Origin of the sequence: Gottfriedia luciferensis (assembly GCF_002156865.1) — a bacterium.
Classification (GTDB): Bacteria; Bacillota; Bacilli; order Bacillales; family Bacillaceae_G; genus Gottfriedia; species Gottfriedia luciferensis.
Genome location: NZ_NCTA01000014.1, coordinates 140271 through 161227, shown reverse-complemented (window position 1 = coordinate 161227; position 20957 = coordinate 140271). Strand labels below are relative to the sequence as shown.

Below are 20957 nucleotides of genomic sequence, written 5' to 3'. Positions count from 1 at the left end.
ATTAAATTCCTCCTAATTTTACTTTTTTAATAAATGCTTTTATTTTTTTCTCATCTTTTATTCCGTTCGTTTCAACACCACTACTCACATCAACCATTAGTGGTTTCACAATGTCGGAGGCTAGTAAAACATTATCGAGTGTTAATCCTCCAGCTAAAATCAAGTTATCTATTTTTTGGGTGCTAAGTAACTCCCAGTCAAAGGTCGTACCATTACCACCACGATATTTTCCACTTGGACTATCTACTAAAATATAATCGCAATCGTATTGAGTGATTTGCGCTATGTCTAATTCGGATTTTACTCTGATTGCCTTAATGACTGGATAGCGTAATGACCGACAAAATTCAGGCGTTTCATCACCATGTAACTGCAAATGAGTTAAACCAACTTCCTCAAATATGGATTCTAGACGTTCCTTAGTTTCATTTACAAACACGCCAATTTTCAAAATAGATTCCGGTAATGACTTAATAATTTTCTTTGCTTCCAAAATGTCGATTTGACGCTTACTTTCGGCGAAAACAAATCCAACAGCATCTGCTCCTGCTTCAACTGCAAGTTGGGCTGTTTTTAAATCTGTAATGCCACAGATTTTCACTTTCACCTTTTAGCCCCCTTCAGAATTGGAACCATAAGCTCACTCATATTTGTAGATAAGTCATTGCTTCTCATTAAGGCTTCACCGACTAATACGCCATGTACACCAGCATTGCGAACGCGTTTTGCATCAACCTGATTAAAAATGCCACTTTCGCTTATAATGAAACCTCCCGCTGATTGAATGATAGGAGCTAGTCGTTCTGTTACGTCTAAATTCACTTCAAAAGTTTTTAAGTTTCGATTATTGATTCCATACAGTTGTGGGCCAATTTTCAATGCCTTCTCTAGGTCATCTTCATCATGAATTTCCATTAATACTTCAAGATTTTGTTGTTTGGCGTATTCGTATAGATTATTTAGCTCTGAAAAAGAAAGGGCCGCAGCAATTAATAAAACGATGTTTGCACCATGCTCCTTAGCAATATCAATTTGAACTGGATCAATGATAAAATCTTTACATAAAATTGGAATGTCGACTGCATTCCTTACAATCTTCAAATCATTAAATGAACCTTTAAAGAATGTTGTATCTGTTAAAACAGATATTGCAGCTGCGCCATTTTCTTCGTATTTCTTTGCTTGTTCAGCTGGATTTACATTCATATTAATTTCACCTTTAGAAGGAGAAGCTCGTTTAAATTCCGCTATAATTGATATTTTATCTGCATTTTTCAAGTGATTAATAAATGATCTATTCGTATCATAATTGGCTGATTTTCTAACTATCTCTTTCAAGTTTTCAACCTCTAATTGTTTTTGAGAAATAATTCGATCTAAAATCGTTTCCATTTAAATAACCTCTCTTTTTAATTTGCTAGTTCTCTCGACAAGTTTTTGAAGTTTCTCGTAAGCAGCACCAGAATCGATGCTTTCTTCAGCTTTCTTAATTCCTTCGGAGAATTCATTTACAATGCCAGAAGTGTAAATCGCTAAACCTGAATTTAATAAAACCGTGTCTCGAAAGGCCCCTTTTTCTCCTTTTAAAACTCTAAGAAGAATTTCAGCATTCATCTTTGAGTCCCCGCCTTTGATTGCTTCATTTGGGTAACAAGATAATCCAACTTCTTCAGGATGAAGTGTCATTTTTTTAAATTCATTATTTTCTAATAGAACGATATGATTTTCACCTGCTAAAGAGGCTTCATCTAAATGTCCCGCACCGTTGATTACAATCGCTCGTTTTCGTCCTAGTTTTTTAAGGACTTCTGCAAAAATTTCTAAATAATCGCGTCGATAAATTCCTAATAATTGTGTTTCTAACTCGACTGGGTTTGTTAATGGTCCAATCAAGTTAAAAATAGTTGGAATTTGAAGCTCACGTCTTACTTTCATTACCTTTTTCAGTCTTGGATGGACATATGGAGCAAACAAAAAGGCAATACCTACTTCCTCTAACAGTTCTTCAGAAGATTGGATTGGAATCGATAATTCGATGCCTAATTGTTCCAAAACATCGGCGCTTCCTGTCTTACTGGATATGCTTCTATTGCCGTGCTTTGCAATTGGAATTCCACTTCCTGCGATTACAAATGCCGAGGTTGTACTAACATTAAAGCTTGAAGAATTATCTCCACCAGTTCCACAGTTATCAATGACATGTTGAAACTTTCGGGTAAAACCAACCGTATTATTTCTAATGGCATTTACTAGTCCTGCGATTTCATTAACCGTTTCACCCTTTGTTTTTAAAGCGACTAAAAATGCAGCGATTTCGCTATCTGATATTTGATCGTCTTGTAAAATCCGTTGAACTGCTACTTGCATTTCATCTTCTGTAAATGATTCACGATTAGCCAATCGTTGAAGGTACTCTCTCATCACTTGATTCCTCCTTTATTTCGCGTAAAAAATTTAATAAAATCTGTTTTCCTTGTTCTGTTCCGATTGATTCTGGATGAAATTGCATTCCGTAAACTGGGTACTTGCGATGCTTAATAGCCATAATTTCTTGATCGTCCAAGGACATTGCTACTATTTCAAAAAAAGGTGGTAGACTTCCCTTTTCAATAACTAACGAGTGGTACCTCATCACCTCTAACGGCTGAGTCATGTATGCAAAAAGATTGCTTCCATCGTGTTTTATCTTTGAGGTTTTTCCATGTTTGATTTGTTTAGCACTCTTGATTTTTGCCCCAAATGCATAACCGATTGCTTGATGTCCTAAGCAAATCCCTAGGATTGGTACTGTTTTGTAAAAGAATTGAATCAGCTCATTCGTTTCTTTTTTCTCTTCTGGTTTACCTGGACCAGGTGATAGTATGATTGCTTTTGGACTCATTTTTTTTATTTCTTCAATCGAGATTTTGTCATATCGAGCTACATGGATTTCGTTTCCGAGCTCACCTAAATATTGATAAAGATTGTAAGTAAACGAGTCATAGTGATCAATTAGTAATATCATGACGATCCTCCAAAAAAGCTTTTAGTTTATTAATGGTTTCCTCATATTCCTGTTCAGGCTTACTGTCATATACAATGCCTGCACCTGCTTGAATGTATGCCATTTGATTCTTTAAAACCATCGTTCGTATAGCTAATGCAAAATCAAGATTTCCATTAGCAGATACATACCCGACCGCGCCTGAGTATACTCCACGTTTCGATACTTCTAATTCATTGATGATTTCCATCGCTCTAATTTTTGGTGCACCCGATACTGTTCCAGCAGGTAAGCAAGATATCAATGCGTCCAACGCTGTATATGGCTTTTTTAATTGCCCACTAACTTCTGAGACGATATGCATTACATATTTGTATTTTTCAACGTTCATATATTTTTCTAATTTGACTGATCCGAACTCACACACTTTACCAAGATCATTTCTACCTAAATCAACGAGCATTTTATGTTCAGCAAGTTCCTTTTCATCTTGTAATAAGTCTTTTTCGATACTGAAATCTTCTTCATTAGTTCTTCCTCTTCGCTTCGTGCCAGCAATTGGATTCGTTATGACTTGATTCCCTTTTACTTTAATCAAGCTCTCCGGTGAAGTCCCAGCAACAGCGCTATCTCCAAAATCGATAAAATACATATAAGGCGAAGGATTTTTAATACGTAATTTTCGATAATAATCAAATGGTTTCCCTTCAAAACTAGCTCCCATCCGATGAGATAGAACTACCTGAAAAATATCTCCTTTTTGTATAAATTGTTTTGCTTTTTCAACCTTTGACAGATAGTCAGCTTTACTTATTTCTGATTCAAAATTTGAAAAGACGACTGGATTTTCTTCTTCCTGTTTTGATTCAGCTAGAATTTCTTGTTTCAGGTTTTGAATTTGGCTTCTTAAGTCTTCTAACGTTGTATCATTCGTTAGCTTCATACCAATTAAATAAATTTTTTGCTCTAAGTGATCAAATGCAATAATGATTTCAAAAAACATTAGATGAAGATCTGGCATTCCAATTAAGTCATCTAATTCATCACCTATTTCTTCAAATTGGCGAATCATATCATATCCGACATACCCAATTCCTCCCCCTATGAAAGGAATATCAAATGCTTCGAAAGATTCATGAATTGGAAGAAGCTCCTTTAGCTTCAATAATGGATTTCCAGTAAACTCTACTTTTGGACCATTTTGATAGATGATTTCACCTTCTTGATTTGTTCCAATTAGTTCAAAGGCTGGTTTTGAACCGATAAACGAAAAGCGCCCAGAATCTTGATGCTTAAATGAACTTTCAAAAAGAAACTTTTTGCTCCCAGTCAGCTTCTTAAATAACGAAATAGGTGTATATAAATCTCCATGTATTGTTTCAATGATTACTTCTACTTTGTTTTGTATTGTCATTGCTCTACCTCCAAACTAAATTTGAAAATAAAAAAGTCCCCTATACGCACAAAGATTGTGCATATAGAGGACGATTAATAGTTACCGCGGTACCACCTCGATTGGATCAGATTAAACTGAATCCCACTTTTCAGATACGGGAATTAATTGGATGATTTGAATCCTTAATATTCCGATACCCTATCCTTTTAACGGTGGAAGTCCGTGCATCCCTACTCTATTTTTCAAGATGCATCTCGTAAGCCCATTCGATAAAGGTTCCCGTATTAGACTCTCACCAACGTCTAACTCTCTGTGACATTCACCAATATTTACTCTTCTTACTCAGCGATTTATCAATATTAAATTTAAAAGAAAATACAAAAAGGGCCCCCCGTCTTAAAAAAGGACGAGAGACCCGTGGTGCCACCTTCATTAGCTGATTTAACAGCTCACTTTGTCAGTATCCATTCTGAATCCGATTGAATACCCGTCTTTTGTAACGAGAAGACTACTCGCCAAAGCCTACTGCTCACCTAAGGTTCGGTTTGGATGCTCGGAAGTCCATTCGCGATTACTTTCACACTGATTCGCACCATCCATCAGCTCTCTTAAGTTTCCGTAATCGTTACTACTCTTCGTCAACGCAAAGTAATTATTTATGTTCGTTTAAATTAATTGTTCTAATATTATTATGCGCAAAAAAAAAAGTCAACATGTTTTAATTTACAAGATTCGATTTTTTTTCTTTTCATTTTAATCCAAACCTGCTTAAAAAGTTAATAGAACTAACTGATTTTTTAAAGATAATATCAATAAAATTAATTTCTCTTGCACATCATAATGTAAGGATTAAAAACTATTTGTTTTTAGGAGGAATTAGATTGAGATTCGGTAAAAAAAATGATGCATTCTTTGAAATGCTTTTAAATATCGCAAATAATGTAGATGCATCCGCAAAGTATTTTGATGATTTTAAAATAAAAAATGCTAGTGATTTAAAAACCTTTTCTGAAGAAATGAAAGCATATGAAACAAAAGGTGATACATATATTCATAAAATCATTGTTGAGTTGAATAAGACGTTTATTACACCGATTGAACGTGAAGATATACTAGAACTTGCTAATAAGATGGATGATGTTTTAGACGGAATGGAGCAATGTTCAGCGACTTTTGAAATGTACTCAATTGTACAAATTGACGATTTTATGATCAAATTTGTAAAGAATATCCGGAGCGCGGCAGATGAAATTTTAAAAGCCATTCAATTACTTTCAAGAAAGAAATTATTAGAAATGCGTGTTCATGCAATTAAAGTAAAAGATTACGAGTCGCAATGTGATACTTTATTACGAACTTCCATAAAAGAGTTATTTAAAAATGAACAAGATCCGATAAAAATCATCCAGTTTAAAGAGATTTATGAAATGTTGGAAGCTGTTTCTGATAGTGCACAGGATGTAGCAAATACACTTGAGTCAATCATTATGGGTAACGCTTAAAGAAATCCCCCTTTGGGTAAGAATCTCTTCTGCAACCGCAATGGCATTAGGAACATCAATTGGCGGATGGAAAATTATTAAGAAAGTCAGCGGTAAAATCATGAAAATACGCCCCGTTAACGGAGCCGCGGCAGATCTATCTTCTGCTGCAATTATTTTCACGTTTACCACGTTACATTTACCAGTCAGTACAACACATGTCATTTCATCATCCATCATAGGAGTTGGATCCGCACAACATGTTAAAGATGTTAATTGGGGAACTGCAAGAAGAATGGTCATTACTTGGCTCATTACCATTCCAATCTCTGCTACGATTTCTGCCATTCTTTATCAATTATTAAAATTGTTTTTATAGTGGGTATACTAAAAAATACAGTCTAAATATGATAGACTGTATTTCCATGTTTAAGATTCAACTGCTTTTTACTTACTTTTCTTCTAAAAATTTTTTAGAAATTTTTCTAACGATTGAGCGTGGAATCAATCGAACACCTTCCGATAAAATTTTATTTTTCATCCCTGTTACTACAACAGTTTTCTTCTTATTTACAGCTTTATAAGCCAATTCAGCAACTTTATTTGGTGTCATAATTTTACCCTGAAATAGCTTTGAATTGCTCCCGCCTGATGCATCAATAATCCCTGTATTAGTGGGTCCTGGACAAACGGCAGTTACATAAATTCCAGTCTGTTTTAGTTCTTCCGATAACGCTTCACTAAATGAAAGTACATAAGCTTTAGATGCAGCATAAATCGACATCATTGGTACCGGTTGAAAAGCTGCCGTAGATGCAATATTAATAATCTGACCTTCATTTTTTTGAAGCATATTCGGTAAAAAATATTTAACTAATTCTGTTAATGTAACAATATTGAGTTGGATCATGCTTAACTCTGTTTTTAAGTCAATCTTCCTATATTCGCCATACAGTGCAACTCCAGCATTATTTACAAGAATATCAACCTCCATCTGAGATTTAGATACTTGTTCAAATATAGACTTAGCCGAATTTGCTTGAGAAAGATCTTCTGAAATAACCAACACTTTGTTATTAAATTGATTCGTTAACAAATTGGCCAATTCTTCTAATTTCGGTTTATTTCTTGATACTAAAATTAGATTAAAGCCATCTTTTGCAAATCGTTTTGTTAATTCGTAACCAATCCCGTTTGTTGGTCCTGTAATCAACACTGTTTTATTTCTTTGTTTTTTGTAAGTCATCATGATCTATCCTTTTTTAAGAACAATTAGTTTTCGTTTTACTATATGTTCGAATCGTTAAAAAAAGGATTTACACTTTATTTTTCATAATGATTTTCAATTAGTTCTATAAATACTTCCATCGATTTAGTTTGAAGTTCGATCGAATCTATGATGACTGTAAAATTGCGTCTGATTGGTGTCCCTTCTACCTTAAGGTAATCGATTGTATTCAAGAGCTTTTCTTTTTTTACCGTAAGCTCAGATAAATACGTTATTCCCATTCCAGCTTCTACAGCTTCTTTAATTAACTGTGTACTACCAAACTCGATTAAATTAGTTGGTCTTATATTTAAAGTATCAAATAATTTTTCTGTAGCTTCTCTCGTTCCAGAACCTTTCTCACGAACAATCCATGTCTGATTTTCTAATTGTTCACTAGTCACATCTTTCATTAAAATCTCATTGTTCGTTCCGGCAATAATATACATTTCATCATTTGCGACCGGATTAATATTTAAAAGATTGTTAGCAACTTCGCCTTCAACAATACCAACGTCAATTTGATGATTTAATACTGCTTGAATGATTTCTCTTGTATTACCTATTTGAACGGATGGGATCACATTTGGATAGAATCTTTTCATTTTCGCCAAAATTTGTGGCAAGACATATTCACCAAAAGTATAACTTGCGCCTATTTTAAGATGACCACTAGCCTCGTTCATTAGATCATTTACTAAAGTCGACATACGCTTATATAGACTAGTTATTTCCTTAGCGTGTAAGTAAACAATTTCCCCAGCTTTTGTTAACTGGACAAATTTATTCGTTCTAATAAAAAGCTTTGCACCAATGTATTTTTCAAGTAGTTGAATTTGTTGACTCACAGAAGGTTGAGTCATATGTAGTTCTTCTGCTGCTCTAGAAAAATTTCTTTTATCAGCAACGGCCATAAAAACTAACAGTATTTGATCCACATTTCCACCTCTATGTATCGTATTTACTTATTATCATTATTATAATCATTTATTTTTCTTATAGTAAAAAATTCGTTACGATTAGGATAGAAATGAAAGAGAGGATAATGCAAATGGAACAACAACTTATGTCATCACCTAATCCTAATGAGCCAAAATTAAAGCGTAAAATAAACACTGCTTTCTTCCTTGGGATTGGATTTACAATACTTTTTGCCTTACTAGGTTTGGTTTTATCTAAATTACCTGGTTTCGACCATATTGGCCAACTAGCATGTGCCATCCTTTTATCAGTCATCTATCGCCAATTTTTTGGATATCCAGGAAAGTTTCGAAACGGAATTCAATTCTCCTCAAAAGCATTACTAAAATTTTCAATTATTTTATATGGATTAAAGCTCAATATGGACGTTATTTTCCACAATGGTTTACCGCTATTGCTAAGAAGTGTAGCAACAGTCATATTTTCAATACTTGTGTTCATGTTTATTGCAAAACGGTTGAAAGCAGATTTATCCCTTTCTTTACTACTAAGTATCGGTACTGGGATATGTGGTGCAGCTGCAATAGCAGCAATCTCTCCAATTGTTAAAGCAAAAGAGAAGGATACCGCAATGGCAATTGGAATGATCGCACTAGTAGGTACAATTTTTTCGATTGCCTATACATTCCTAATACCTTTCCTGCCAATAAGTACTTCAAAATACGGGGCATGGGCTGGAATTAGTCTTCATGAAATTGCAAATGTAGCATTAGCCGCTGCTCCAGCAGGTCAAGATGCACTTGCAGTTGCATTACTTTCAAAATTAACGCGTGTTTTCCTCTTAGTTCCTGTCTGTTTTCTGTTTATGCTCTGGATGAAAAAGAAAGGTAACATGGAAAACGCACCAAAAATCGACTTTCCGTGGTTTCTTATTGGATTCATCATCATGAGCTTTTTCGGAAGTTACATTTTAGGTCGCACGATTCCAGTTTCAACAGGCTTTCTAACATCGATCAATCAATTAACGACATTCATCCTAACCATGGCAATGACCGGACTGGGCCTGAATATAAATTTAAAAGAACTACGAACAAAAGCATTGCGCCCACTAATCGCATTAACCATTACTTCAATTTTACTTTCTGTTTTAACTTATCTGAGTTTTAGTCTCTTATAATTTTGTTCCAAATTTCAGACTGATGATCTGATTTATGGGTCTTTGCATACACACTAAAGACTGATTCAAAATGAATCAGTCTTTTTTGATGCTTTTCCTTTTTGAACAAAATGAATTATTAAAAACGTTAAACTCATGAATAGCAAATAAATTACTGCATGAAACCAATATTCCTTATCATTTAATTTATTACTTAAAAGACTTAATAGAAAGAAGGTTGTTAATGAACCAATGAATAACCCAATAAAAGTTTTCAACTTCATAACTTCCACTCCCATTTTTAAATTCTAATTAATCCTTTTAAAAATTATATAATTCATTAAGGTTCAAATATTCATTTCTAGCCTTAATAAAATGCTCTCATCTCACTTGTGAACAATTTCACTAAATTGTCGATTATTCATTAAAAATGCATTAATCAAAAATGTTAAATTGTAAAAAAGCAAATTAATTTCATTAAAATCTACGAACTTATAAAATCTTAAATAAACTTTGAAATGTAGAATAGAGGGGAATATTATGAGAAATTGTAAGCTAATAAAAGTATCATTTTTTATTATTCTAACTTTGCTAGGATTTTTAATTTTTAATAATATAGTGAATCCTACAAAGGCATTATCTCCTCTATTTTATATAAAAGGTCATACATATTTAATTACAAATGAACCTGCTAAAAATTTAGATATAATCAAAGAAGTAGGAATCATCCTAAAAAAAACTAAAAATAAGTGGGATCTACCGAAAGCTAACGGAGAATCCAATATTTTACCTATAGGTACAAAAATATATTCTGCTACTAATACAGAATTAGTAAATAGCTCAAAATATAATGGTTTTATTGTCCAAATGGATAACGGTCTGAAAATGGCAAGACCTTTTTATTTTAATAATAGAAACTTTGAAAACGGCTTATTAATAAACAAATTTATCCTTGGCATTATAATTGCCACTATTGGTTACATGATTTATTCATCTTTGAAGAAAGGGAAATCTTAGATTTCCTCCAGTTTGTAGACAAAGTCTTTTATCTGATTTTCAGACTGATTGAAAACGTTTGTCTTTCGAGGAGCGGAGTTACCCTTAAACGGTAATGAGCACCGCAGGCGGGCGAAGCAACGAAGAAAGCGAGCGTTTGTCAACAGTCTGAGAGAAATCTTAGAGCTCCTCTTCTTTCCTTTCAGAAGGAGATTTACTTAATTTTACTTACTTCTCCTACTTTTATTAGCTCACTTATAAAATCTTGAATATCCCCAACTAGGACACCACCATGTCCCGTACACATTACACTATTATCAAATTGATTAATTAGTTTAAGCCCATCAAGAAAACTTTCTAAATGATCCTTTGGGACTCCGCCATCTCTTAAATATTTAGCCCATTCATATCTAAGATCATGTCCTTCGGAGACTAACCCTTCCTTTGATAAAGGATCGCCGAAAAAGCATAAGAAATCTCCTGTAAAAATAATTTTTGACGGGCGATGATAAAATACAACTGAACCTGAAGTATGATAGCCAACTAGCTCATAATCAAATTCTTGTACCACTTCATTGGCTTTCAAATCATTGCTAAACTGCATTTTATCAAGTTGTTCAAGTAAGTCATTATCATTTGAATGCAGGAATTTTTTAGCATGTTTTAAAATTGCTGAACCTTCAACATGGTCCTCATGTCCATGTGTAGCCAAAAAGAGATTTACATCTTCTAAAGATTTGCCTAATTCATTCAAAGCTTTTTCTAAGTAAATTGCGTGCACTTTTTTCCCTGAATCAATTAGGGTTACTCCTTCATCATTAACAATAAAATAACAATTATTGTATGATTTCCACTCCGAATCCCATACTGCTAGTACATATATATTTTCTTTTACTTTTTCAAAAAGATAATCCATTATTTCTCCCCCCTATAAACTCATCATCATTCTTCCAATTAAAGTTCTATTATTCTTGCATTTTATTATTCTAGTGATTTTACTAAATACCTTCTTTCCCCCCATTAAAAGGACTACAAAAACTATCGCAAAAAGCACTTATTTTAATTCGAATTTTTTAGCTTTAACTTCTTTTCCATTAATAACTAAAACACTTTTGTAATTTCCGGGTGACCATTTGTCGGCATTTAATTCATAAGTTTGACCGGAGTCATTTTTACCTATATTAAAGTCTTCTTCTTTCACAATTGTTGATGTTTTCATTTCAATTATTGTTAACCGAGCTGTTTTCGTTTCTTTTGTATTCATAGGATAACGCACTTGAATTTTAAGTCCATTTCTACTTTTAAATTTAGTATTTGAATCAGTGAATTCTCCATTCGCATCATTTTCGTGGTACCCGAGCGTTATTTCGTAGCCTTTTAGTGTTCTACCTAAATCTTGATAATTATCAACGATTCGGTAAGAGATAAATGAAAAAATCGCGATAAAAAGTGTTGTTAGCGTAGCAATTATATACTTCTTTTTGTTCATATTATTAGCTCCTTTCGCTTCATCAAGAGTTAATATTTAACTTTTCAGAAAAAATAAGATTAGAAATTTGCTGTGATATAATCTTTTTAATTTTATAAATATAATCCTGGAGGGAGAGTAAAACGTGGAAAAAGAAGTAAATTTAAAGAAAAATATTGGCTTTTTCGTATCAACGTCTTTAGTAATCGGTACAGTAATCGGCTCTGGTATCTTTATGAAACCTGGAATCGTACTGTCCTCAACAGCTAACTCTACTATGGCTCTTTTAGCATGGATTATCGGTGGCGTTATTACACTAGCAAGTGGATTAACGATCGCTGAAGTAAGTGTAAAAATCCCAAGAACAGGTGGATTATATGCTTACATAGAAGAAGTTTATGGCGAGATGTGGGGATTTTTATGCGGTTGGGTACAAACCCTCGTCTACGGACCCGCTGTAATGGGCGCTCTTAGTCTTTATTTCGGCTCATTATTTGCAGATTTTTTCGGATTTCACCAAAGTTCTAAACTTTTAATTGGTATTATTACAATCTTACTACTTGGCGGCCTGAACATATTAGGTACACAATTCGGTGGGTTAATTCAAACAATCTCTACTGTGGGGAAACTTGTTCCTATTATTCTTATTGCAGTTTTTGGTATTTTTCAAGGGGATGTTTCCGTTTTTAATGCAGAGAGTGGTAGTTCAACTCAAACAATTAGTATGGGAGCAGCAGTATTAGCAACACTATGGGCATACGACGGCTGGATGAATGTAGGTTTTATGGCCGGCGAAATGAAAAACCCATCAAAAACACTTCCAAGAGCAATTATTTCTGGTATTCTTATTGTTATTTTAGCTTATCTTTCTGTAAATATTGCAATGCTACACGTTTTACCTGCTAGTAAAATAGTTCAATTAGGGCCTAATGCAGCAACTGCAGCAGCTTCATCATTATTTGGTAATATTGGAGGAAAAATTTTAGCCATCGGAATTTTAATTTCTATTTTCGGTTGCTTGAATGGTAAAATTCTTACTTTCCCAAGGATTACTTACGCAATGGCTGAAAGAAACTTTCTTCCAGGATCAAAAGTATTATCTAGTATCCATCCAAAATTTAATACGCCAATAGGCTCTACAATTTTTCAAATCATTATCGCATTAGCATTTATGATATTCTGGAACCCAGATCGTCTTTCTGACATGGCAATCTTTGCTGTCTTTTTATTCTACGGTTTGGCTTTTAACGCTATTTTCATATTACGTAAAAAAGAAAAGGTTGAAAAATCTTTATATAAAGTACCTTTATATCCAATAACTCCTATAGTTGCAATTTTAGGTACACTATACATCGTAGGTAGTACTATACTAAATTCACCGATAGATGCACTAGTATCAATCGGAATTGCCATCATTGGTTTACCGGTTTATATGAAACTAAAATCTAACTTTAAAAGTGATGAAGAATATAAGGCAAGCTGATTAAAGCAGAATGATGAAAAACCTCAAGGATGATATAATCCTTGAGGTTTTTTTCATCATGAGTATAATTCCGGAGCAAATTTGATGCTTATCAATAAATACTAGTCATATATCAACAAACTCTAGTCATATATCAACAAAAATCAGTACTTTATCAATAAATTTCACCACTTTATCAATAAAGTTCACACAGTGTTCTCCCCACCCAAGCCATAATTTATTTATGCGCAAAAAACACTAATTGAACTAAGAATAAAACAGCAAATAAGTAAACGAATGGATGTACTTCGTTAAATTTACGTTTTACGATTTTCATTACAGGGTAAGCAATAAAGCCTAATGCAATACCGTTTGCAATGCTTGATGTTAGTGGCATACTAACAATAACTAGAAATGCTGGGAATGCTTCTTCAAAATCATCCCACTTAATTTCAGAAATACTTTTAATCATGAAACAGCCAACGATAATTAGACTAGGCGCTGTTATTGCAGCAACTTCTGATACTGATCCAATTAGTGGTCCAAAGAAAGCTGCAATAATAAATAAAAATACAACAGTAAGTGATGTTAAACCAGTTTTTCCACCAGCACCAACACCCGCAGAAGATTCTACAGTTGCTGCAGTAGGACTTGTTCCTAGCATTGCACCAACAATTGTACCAATTGAGTCAGCAGTGAATGCACTTCCACCCTTTTCTAGTTTACCATTTTTTAAAAGGCCTGCTTGTTTAACAATTGCTAATAAAGCACCTGTCGTATCAAATAACATAACAAGTAGGAATGAGAAAATTACACTATAAAGTCCATATTCAATAATATCCTTGATTGAATGAATTGGGTTGTAGACCAATACGCCCTTTGGTAAATGAGGCATTGCAACAAAGCCATTTGTAAAGCTCAAATGCCCTGATAAGTACGCAATGATACCTGTCGTTATCATCCCTAAGAATAATGCACCGTTTATATTAAGAGCCATAAATATAATCGTTATTAAAAGACCAATTAATGTAAGTGCTACTTTAGGAGAAGTAAAGTCACCAATTGTTACTAGATTTGTAGGATGATCTGTAACGATTCCAGATAGACGTAAACCAATAAACGTAATAAATAATCCAATCCCAGCAGCAATTGCATGCTTTAAATTAGTTGGAATAGCTTGGATTAATTTAGTACGAAATGATGTTAAAGATAATAACAAAAATAAAAGTCCAGTAATAAAAACAGCAGAAAAACCAACTGTATATGGAAGATTATGTCCTCCAATGACTGAATAAGTAAAATATGCATTTAACCCCATCGCAGGTGCAATGACTATGGGATAATTAGCAATCAACGACATTGTTAATGTCCCAATAATTGTTGCTAGAATTGTAGCTAAAAACGCTTGGTTAAATGGTACACCAGCATCCTTTAGGATCATTGGATTGACGATAATAATGTACGCCAATGTTAAAAATGTTGTAAAACCAGCTAATACTTCAATTTTAAATGAAGTATTACGTTCTTTAAGTTGAAACATTTGAAGACTCCTTTTCGCTATATTGAAATAATTAATTTTTGATATTTAATAAAACCCATTAGTTTCCGCCGATTTCTTTACAAAAAAAAACTGCCCGCTTTTCATGAGAAAAAGCAGACAGTTTTACGTGTAATAGCAAAAAAATAACCAAAGCCTTTTCTCATAGTCTAGCAATTTACGGGCGCTAGGTAGAAACTCTTGAACCTTATTTTCAAGTTTATATGAGAGTATATTAATATATTTTCTCATCATACGACTGAGCCTACAATCTGTCAATAAAAAATAATTAAGTTTAACTATGCTTTAGAAAATAATTTGTATAAAATGGTTAAAATAATAGATAACACACAAATCTGTATTCTGAATGTTTTCGGTTGTTTGTGGCTAGCGAGCATCCGGTTTTTTATTAATCTCCAAATGCTATTCTACATAAAATGACATTTATGTTATTCTGAAAATATCATTTTGAATTTAAGGAGTTGTTTATCATTCGTTTAAATAAATTTATAAGCGAGTCTGGTAAAGCATCCAGACGTGCTGCAGATAAGTTAATTAGTGAAGGAAGAGTTAAATTAAATGGTAAAGTTGCCAAAATTGGTGACCAAGTTGAACCTGGCGACGAGGTTATTGTTAATGGTGAACGAATCCGTTTAGCTAGAAATCATGTATATATTGCTTTAAACAAGCCAATCGGCATTACAAGTACAACTGAAAAAGGAGTTAAAGGAAATATTGTTGATTTAGTAAATCATCCATTACGTATCTTTAATATTGGAAGACTAGATAAAGATTCTGATGGTTTAATACTCCTTACAAACGATGGTGATATTGTAAATGAAATTTTGCGAGCTGAAAACAAACATGAAAAAGAGTATATTGTTTCAGTAGACAAGCCTATTACTCCGGAGTTTTTAAAGAAAATGTCTGAAGGAGTTAAGATTTTAGGCACAAAAACATTACCTTGTGAAGTAAGACAGATTTCAAAATTCGATTTTCAAATTATCTTAACACAAGGATTAAATCGCCAAATCCGTCGTATGTGTGAAGCTCTTGGATATGAGGTATATCGACTACAAAGAACTCGAATTATGAATATAACGTTAGGGAATCTACCAGTCGGCCAATGGAGAGACTTAACTAAGAAAGAAAAAACACAGCTTTTTAGAGAATTAAATTATGAACCTAATGAATGGTAAATTCAAAAAAAACTGATTCGATTGAATCAGTTTTTTTAATGGGATATTTTCAAAAATCTTAAATTAATTGGTTAAACAATTTTCCTCTGGTTTAAAGTCAATCTGCTTCCAATTTTCATTCCCACTTTTACGGAATTGGGCAATTTCGATATCGGTACCATTTGTTAGTGTAAAGAAAATAAGGCAATAATCCGCTCCATCATTCCCCTCAAAATAGATATGTTTTATAAACCCATCTTTTATTGTCGGATGTCTCTTTTTAACTAATTTGCACCAATTTCCAAATTTAACATCTACAATTGCTTCACCATCATGATCCCAGCCATGATATGGTGCACATAAGAAATCCTCTGAAATTTGATGAATATCTGATATTCGATACCCATCTTGTTGATGAATTAATTTCATAAAACCATATGAATAACCAAAATACTCTGCACTACTGCCTTTAAATGACACAATTGTTTCAATTTCATAAAAAAACTTTTTTGCCCCTTTAATATCTGGTACACGACAAAGTTTTATCAAACTTGTATGACCGATTCCAGCGAACGAATTTAAATAGGCTTCATAGCTATATCTTTTTTGATACTCCTTTGATAAAAAATTATAGGCAATTGGAAATGGTAATCGTGCTTCACCAACCGTTCCACAAGAACGCCCAAGCAGATTTTCGGCTTCTCGTAGAATACTAAAATAGTTGATAAGTGTTTCATCAGGTTTTTCCGTCAAATAAGAAGGTAATTGAATTTGATCATACGTTTGATGATAAAAAGGCTCAAAGAACTTATATGAATTGAGTCTTAAGTTTAAAGCTTGTAAACAAGAAGGTCGAAAGTATTTTTGATGAAACGTATTTAGATCTAATTGATTTCTTATCACATTCCTCACCCTAGTTTCAGTTTATGGGCGAAGATCGATTACGTGAAAAAGCTACAATTAATAACTTTCGTCTTCGTACAAAAAGAAGCTACTATAAAGCATGATAAATGCTTTATAGCAGCTTCTTACATTTTTTATAAACCTAATTGGCTTTTAATCGTTTCTAATGTTTGATTATCGGAAATTGTTTTCGGAGTTGGTGCATTTTGTACTGATGCATTTTGTTTTAAGTAATTTTTCTCTACGAATGCAAAATCTTTTGCATCTACTTTTCCATCAAAATTGATATCAGCACTTCGATTGTTTGTTCCCCAATAAGTTTGAATAGCTAATGCGTCTAGAACGTCAATTACGTTGTCTTGGTTCACATCACCAGCAACTAAATTAATATTGATTGAATCTGATTTACCATATGATTCACCTTTATATTCAAAACCAAATTTCTGAGTCTTTTTAGTGATAAAGTGACCTGGAACATTTACTTCAAATGTATAAGCGTCCTTATTTAACGGTAGTGGTTCAATGTTAAATTTGCCACCACTACTAATCAAATTAGTACCATCTAAACTAAAATCCCCATTTGTAACATTGAATTTTGTCCCAACTTTATTCCAGTCACGGTAGCCCAAATACGGTAATTGATCTCCATTTTGAACCATATAACCTTCTGGAAGAATATTTCCTTGAACTCGGTTAAATCTTGGTTTTAATTGGAATCGTTTACCAGCATTTAATAACTTCACCGATTGGCCGTTAGCATCTACTATATTAGTTGATGGGTTGATATAACCAATTGGATAGAAGAATTCATCTTGCACTTTTACTTTTACGTTAACTACTTCTGCATGGTCAAACGCCATTGATTCTTTAAACGTAACTTTAATCTTATTACCATTTACTTGAATACTAGCTTTGTCCTTAAATTGATCCGTTAAAGCTGCATCTACAAGATTTACATAAGGAATACCTGCAGCTTGTGCATCATCAAAGTTCCACGTTGCTTCTTTTACACCTTGTAGGTTATCTAAAACTAATGAAGCAGAAAGTATGTCTCCAGTACGAGCAAGCTCTACATTATGTTTAGCATATGCAACTGGTGTTCCTTCTTTTACGAAGAAGTATTCCTTCCAATTTGCTTGATTTCCAGCAGCGTCGTAACCAATTAAATTAAATGCTTGATATTTTTGAGACTCAACGATATCAAATTCGTCAATCCATTTACCGTCTTTGTCCATATGTACTGGACCTTGAGGGAATGGGAGCCCATAAGTATAGATCGCAAAGTTAGCTGATTGATCTATTTTAAGACCAGCCTTTTGCATCTCTGTAATTGCCTCATCCGTTACATCCATTTCAAAAGGATACGTTTTTTGTCCTGGCTTATACTCAATGAAAGGTGAATCTCCATCTAATGAACTTTTCACAGTAGGAGTATCAATATCAATAAATACGTCTTCAATTTTTGTTATTTTTTTACCACTTGGTAATGTTGCGATGTACTTTAGCTTATAATGCCCTGGCATAGCCTTGCTTGTCTCTGTAGAAACAGGATGTTTTTTATCACCTGTAAGCGAGTAGTAAAGTCCATTAAATGTTTGAAGGAAGTAATCTTTATCCGTTGCTGCACCAGTTAAATTTAGTGTACCGACAAGACCTAAATCTTCATTTGTATTTCCATCCTGTAATACTACATCAAGTGTATCAATTGGAGAACCTAAATTGTACTTTGTTAATGCCGTTGCTGTACGGAAACCATCATATCCATGATTTAAATAGTTTGGACTGATTGCGTGAGACAATAAATTAAATGAATCAAATCCTTCATCAGATTTCTTAAAGCTGAATGGTACACGGTACTGTTCTGTTTTATCATCTGAGTTCGTAATTAGAAGATACCCTTCATAAAACCCTTTTTTTGCTGTAGATGGAACAGTTAATGCTGCTTTTATATTCTTAACCGAGTTCTTATTTACATTGATTGAACTATCTACATCTACTACTACACCGTTTTCTTGTAGCCTATTTGATCCAAGTTGAGCGTTATCTACTACTTTCACATCAAATGTTTTCATTTTGTTACTGTCGTTTCTAATTTCAATGTCCTTCTTCACTTTTACTTGTGAGTCATCTCGGACAACTTGTTTATCGAAACTTAATCCACCCGTTTGATTCGCTTCTTTAACTAATTGGTCGCCGAAAGGAATTAACGCTTCATCTTCTACTTGTATCTCTGATTGTGTGTGAAGAGCTTGGTATGGATCAATACGGCCAGCCCCTACTTCAAACACACTATAGTCTCCATTTAGTTTATCTGCAGTATTCATCAAAATCGCTTTCACATCTGCTGGTTTCAGTTGGTGATTTTCTCCTAATAATAGAGCTGCCACACCTGCTGCAAATGGAGTAGCCATTGATGTACCATCCATTCTTTCATATGCATATTTATAGTTCTCTGGTGTATCATGATTTGTGATGTATGAAGGAACCGTAGAAAGAACACTCACACCTGGTGCTGTTACCTCTGGCTTCATTTCAAAATTTCCATTAACTGGTCCTCTTGAGCTGAAGTCTGCTAATTTATCTCCTGCTGTCGTACGATTCTTCAAATCTGCAAAAGTAAATGTTGTATCACCTGTGGAAATTTTTGCTTTTAATTCTTCCCCTGCTTTCATCGTCATTGAGAAAGCTGGAACATAGTCAGTTGATTCGCCTAAATTATAACCAATCTGTCCATCACCATTGTTATACATAATAACCGCTTTTGCGCCATTTTGCTTTGCATATTTCACTTTATCTACTAGAGCAAAGTTCCCACGTTGAACGAAAGCAATCTTTCCATTAACATTTTTATTTTTATAATCAACTAACGTCCCTAAACCAACATCTACTAGTTCAAGAGATTTGCCTTCTAAACTAGTAAAATTTTCAGAGAAGTTTCTTGCCATGCCAATAATTTCAGTTGACCAATCACCTGCTGCTTTTCCGTTAAATGTAGCAATCGAAGTTGGTACATCACTTGCTCCAACAGTTAATGCTAATGCGGCTGTGCCAGGTGAGCCCAATGTAAAATCATTCGGTCCATTATTTCCAGCTGCAACTACTGCTGTTACTCCATTTAATACTGCATAATTAATTGCGGTACTAGTTGGATAATAAGGATCATTGACCGTTGCACCTAATGAAAGGTTAATCACGTCCATACCATCTTGAACAGCTTTATCAATACCTGCGATTACATTTTCAGTTGAACCACTACCATATGGACCTAGAACACGGTACATATATAAATCTGCATCTGGAGCAACACCTTCTACCGATACTTCACTATCATTTTTATTTTGTCCTACAATTGTTCCTGAAACATGTGTACCATGAGCTGTATAGTATTGACTGCTACCGTTCATTTCAGGCTGTTTTGATGCTTGCCAATCTTTGTAGGTAGTTTCCATTGGATCGCTGTCATTATTTACGAAATCATATCCGCCTTTAAAAGCGTCTTTTAAATCTGGATGATTATAGTCAATACCTGTATCTAAAACGCCTACCTTTATCCCTTTACCTGTTATTCCTTCTTTATGAAGCTTGTCCACATTTAAATATGGAATACTATCGACAGATGTAGTAGTTTTACGTCCTATATCTGTTGGAACATCTTCTTTAATTGGGTCTACGTTATAAGTAATATCTTTATAAACTGATTTAACAGCCTCGGATTTTAATAGTTCCTTTACTTCGTTTTCAGGAAGTGTAATAGCCGCACCGTTAAATGCTGTTTTATATGTCCTTGTAATGGCAGGTGCCTTTTTCTTTCCTTTACCTGTTAGTTTTCCAACATCTTCTTTAAAAACGTTGTGCTCGTTATCTACTTCTGCTTGTGCTGCTTCTTTTGTTAAAGACTTTCCATCAACTGCCGCTTCTAAAACAGCAACGTTACTTGGATCCGATTTGAACTGTACTATTACAGAGATGTCATTGTCAGAATCTAATTCGCCATCTTTAAAGCCTTGTAAGCCTTCTTGGTCGTTTAATTGTAATTGATTTAACGCCTGTCTTTGCTCAGGTGTAATTGATGCTAAAATTTCTTCTGCTTTTGAGGTTGCTGCTTTTGCTGTTACATATGATTTTGTACTGAAAGGTGAAATTAGCAAACTTGTAGAAAGAGCAATTACTGCTGAGTGCTTTATCAAAGTTGTTGTCTTCATAATCTTC

18 protein-coding genes, 1 pseudogene, 1 riboswitch and 2 other annotated features are annotated in these 20957 nt (G+C 33.8%); of the genes and pseudogenes, 6 read left to right on the top strand and 13 right to left on the bottom strand.

Annotation, left to right across the window (positions count from 1 at the left end):
* Nucleotide 1 precedes the first annotated feature (1 nt).
* The 5 genes from B7R67_RS11875 to trpE are packed head-to-tail and all read right to left on the bottom strand — an operon-like array spanning nt 2 to nt 4397.
* A complete protein-coding gene (locus tag B7R67_RS11875) occupies nt 2-607 on the bottom strand; it encodes a phosphoribosylanthranilate isomerase (RefSeq protein WP_088070680.1) in 606 nt (201 codons plus the stop codon).
* The gene (trpC, locus tag B7R67_RS11870) at nt 604-1392 is read right to left on the bottom strand and encodes an indole-3-glycerol phosphate synthase TrpC (RefSeq protein WP_088070678.1); all 789 of its coding nucleotides are present in this window, start codon (nt 1390-1392) and stop codon (nt 604-606) included. Before trpC ends, B7R67_RS11875 begins: the two co-directional genes overlap by 4 nt.
* Nucleotides 1393-2421, bottom strand: a complete 1029-nt coding sequence (gene trpD / locus B7R67_RS11865) for an anthranilate phosphoribosyltransferase (RefSeq protein WP_088070677.1) — start codon at nt 2419-2421, stop codon at nt 1393-1395.
* Complete coding sequence (locus B7R67_RS11860; RefSeq protein ID WP_088070676.1) at nt 2393-3004, bottom strand: anthranilate synthase component II; 612 nt, start codon at nt 3002-3004, stop codon at nt 2393-2395. The genes trpD and B7R67_RS11860 overlap by 29 nt, the downstream gene beginning before the upstream one ends.
* Nucleotides 2988-4397 carry an anthranilate synthase component I gene (trpE, locus tag B7R67_RS11855; protein ID WP_088070674.1) on the bottom strand — a complete coding sequence of 470 codons (1410 nt, stop codon included), beginning with the start codon at nt 4395-4397 and terminating at the stop codon, nt 2988-2990. The genes B7R67_RS11860 and trpE overlap by 17 nt, the downstream gene beginning before the upstream one ends.
* A gap of 63 nt (nt 4398-4460) precedes the next feature.
* Nucleotides 4461-4734: a binding site (T-box leader), on the bottom strand.
* Nucleotides 4735-4778: 44 nt separating this feature from the next.
* Nucleotides 4779-5030, bottom strand: a binding site (T-box leader).
* Nucleotides 5031-5260: 230 nt separating this feature from the next.
* Here trpE and B7R67_RS11850 point away from each other — a divergent pair.
* Together B7R67_RS11850 and B7R67_RS11845 are read left to right on the top strand one after the other, a co-directional pair.
* Entirely contained in the window at nt 5261-5881 is a 621-nt protein-coding gene (locus B7R67_RS11850; RefSeq protein ID WP_088070672.1) for a DUF47 domain-containing protein, read from the top strand.
* Nucleotides 5868-6239 (top strand): annotated as a pseudogene (locus B7R67_RS11845) (anion permease); the annotation flags it as partial. The gene B7R67_RS11850 and the pseudogene B7R67_RS11845, both read left to right, overlap by 14 nt.
* A gap of 72 nt (nt 6240-6311) precedes the next feature.
* Here the strand turns inward: B7R67_RS11845 and B7R67_RS11840 are convergent.
* Together B7R67_RS11840 and B7R67_RS11835 are read right to left on the bottom strand one after the other, a co-directional pair.
* Nucleotides 6312-7106 carry an SDR family NAD(P)-dependent oxidoreductase gene (locus B7R67_RS11840; RefSeq protein ID WP_088070670.1) on the bottom strand — a complete coding sequence of 265 codons (795 nt, stop codon included), beginning with the start codon at nt 7104-7106 and terminating at the stop codon, nt 6312-6314.
* Nucleotides 7107-7183: 77 nt separating this feature from the next.
* Nucleotides 7184-8065: a LysR family transcriptional regulator gene (locus B7R67_RS11835; RefSeq protein WP_088070668.1), complete on the bottom strand. Its 882-nt coding sequence runs from the start codon at nt 8063-8065 to the stop codon at nt 7184-7186.
* Between the two features lie 113 nt (nt 8066-8178).
* On the opposite strand from B7R67_RS11835, the gene B7R67_RS11830 reads away from it, so the two are divergent.
* Nucleotides 8179-9225, top strand: a complete 1047-nt coding sequence (locus tag B7R67_RS11830; RefSeq protein ID WP_088070667.1) for a YeiH family protein — start codon at nt 8179-8181, stop codon at nt 9223-9225.
* 65 nt (nt 9226-9290) lie between these two features.
* Here the strand turns inward: B7R67_RS11830 and B7R67_RS11825 are convergent, their stop codons facing one another.
* On the bottom strand, nt 9291-9488 hold the full coding sequence (locus B7R67_RS11825; protein ID WP_088070665.1) for a hypothetical protein: 198 nt from the start codon (nt 9486-9488) through the stop codon (nt 9291-9293).
* A gap of 256 nt (nt 9489-9744) precedes the next feature.
* Between B7R67_RS11825 and B7R67_RS11820 the strand changes: the two genes are divergently transcribed.
* On the top strand, nt 9745-10221 hold the full coding sequence (locus B7R67_RS11820) for a hypothetical protein (RefSeq protein ID WP_088070663.1): 477 nt from the start codon (nt 9745-9747) through the stop codon (nt 10219-10221).
* A gap of 193 nt (nt 10222-10414) precedes the next feature.
* Here the strand turns inward: B7R67_RS11820 and B7R67_RS11815 are convergent, their stop codons facing one another.
* Nucleotides 10415-11116 (bottom strand): MBL fold metallo-hydrolase, encoded by a 702-nt coding sequence (locus B7R67_RS11815; RefSeq protein WP_088070661.1) that lies wholly within the window; start codon nt 11114-11116, stop codon nt 10415-10417.
* 138 nt (nt 11117-11254) lie between these two features.
* Complete coding sequence (locus B7R67_RS11810; RefSeq protein ID WP_088070659.1) at nt 11255-11689, bottom strand: hypothetical protein; 435 nt, start codon at nt 11687-11689, stop codon at nt 11255-11257.
* Nucleotides 11690-11813: 124 nt separating this feature from the next.
* Between B7R67_RS11810 and B7R67_RS11805 the strand changes: the two genes are divergently transcribed.
* Nucleotides 11814-13151: an APC family permease gene (locus tag B7R67_RS11805; RefSeq protein WP_088070657.1), complete on the top strand. Its 1338-nt coding sequence runs from the start codon at nt 11814-11816 to the stop codon at nt 13149-13151.
* Nucleotides 13152-13368: 217 nt separating this feature from the next.
* Here B7R67_RS11805 and B7R67_RS11800 read toward each other — a convergent pair whose 3' ends face one another.
* On the bottom strand, nt 13369-14670 hold the full coding sequence (locus tag B7R67_RS11800; RefSeq protein ID WP_088070655.1) for an NCS2 family permease: 1302 nt from the start codon (nt 14668-14670) through the stop codon (nt 13369-13371).
* A gap of 143 nt (nt 14671-14813) precedes the next feature.
* A riboswitch (purine riboswitch) is annotated at nt 14814-14915 on the bottom strand.
* 243 nt (nt 14916-15158) lie between these two features.
* Between B7R67_RS11800 and rluF the strand changes: the two genes are divergently transcribed.
* A complete protein-coding gene (rluF, locus tag B7R67_RS11795) occupies nt 15159-15866 on the top strand; it encodes a 23S rRNA pseudouridine(2604) synthase RluF (RefSeq protein ID WP_088070746.1) in 708 nt (235 codons plus the stop codon).
* Nucleotides 15867-15929: 63 nt separating this feature from the next.
* Here the strand turns inward: rluF and B7R67_RS11790 are convergent, their stop codons facing one another.
* Nucleotides 15930-16748 carry a hypothetical protein gene (locus B7R67_RS11790; RefSeq protein ID WP_088070653.1) on the bottom strand — a complete coding sequence of 273 codons (819 nt, stop codon included), beginning with the start codon at nt 16746-16748 and terminating at the stop codon, nt 15930-15932.
* Between the two features lie 134 nt (nt 16749-16882).
* Nucleotides 16883-20950, bottom strand: coding sequence for a S8 family serine peptidase (locus tag B7R67_RS11785; RefSeq protein WP_088070652.1), 4068 nt, complete (start codon nt 20948-20950; stop codon nt 16883-16885).
* Nucleotides 20951-20957: the final 7 nt, after the last annotated feature.

Bases quoted from the DNA above. Each gene is read 5' to 3' on its own strand.
- B7R67_RS11820 (WP_088070663.1), top strand. From the start codon at position 9,745: ATGAGAAATTGTAAGCTAATAAAAGTATCATTTTTTATTATTCTAACT.
- B7R67_RS11785 (WP_088070652.1), bottom strand. From the start codon at position 20,950: ATGAAGACAACAACTTTGATAAAGCACTCAGCAGTAATTGCTCTTTCT.
- B7R67_RS11825 (WP_088070665.1), bottom strand. From the start codon at position 9,488: ATGAAGTTGAAAACTTTTATTGGGTTATTCATTGGTTCATTAACAACC.
- trpD (WP_088070677.1), bottom strand. From the start codon at position 2,421: ATGAGAGAGTACCTTCAACGATTGGCTAATCGTGAATCATTTACAGAA.
- B7R67_RS11840 (WP_088070670.1), bottom strand. From the start codon at position 7,106: ATGACTTACAAAAAACAAAGAAATAAAACAGTGTTGATTACAGGACCA.
- B7R67_RS11800 (WP_088070655.1), bottom strand. From the start codon at position 14,670: ATGTTTCAACTTAAAGAACGTAATACTTCATTTAAAATTGAAGTATTA.
- trpE (WP_088070674.1), bottom strand. From the start codon at position 4,397: ATGACAATACAAAACAAAGTAGAAGTAATCATTGAAACAATACATGGA.
- B7R67_RS11860 (WP_088070676.1), bottom strand. From the start codon at position 3,004: ATGATATTACTAATTGATCACTATGACTCGTTTACTTACAATCTTTAT.
- B7R67_RS11830 (WP_088070667.1), top strand. From the start codon at position 8,179: ATGGAACAACAACTTATGTCATCACCTAATCCTAATGAGCCAAAATTA.
- B7R67_RS11810 (WP_088070659.1), bottom strand. From the start codon at position 11,689: ATGAACAAAAAGAAGTATATAATTGCTACGCTAACAACACTTTTTATC.
- trpC (WP_088070678.1), bottom strand. From the start codon at position 1,392: ATGGAAACGATTTTAGATCGAATTATTTCTCAAAAACAATTAGAGGTT.
- B7R67_RS11815 (WP_088070661.1), bottom strand. From the start codon at position 11,116: ATGGATTATCTTTTTGAAAAAGTAAAAGAAAATATATATGTACTAGCA.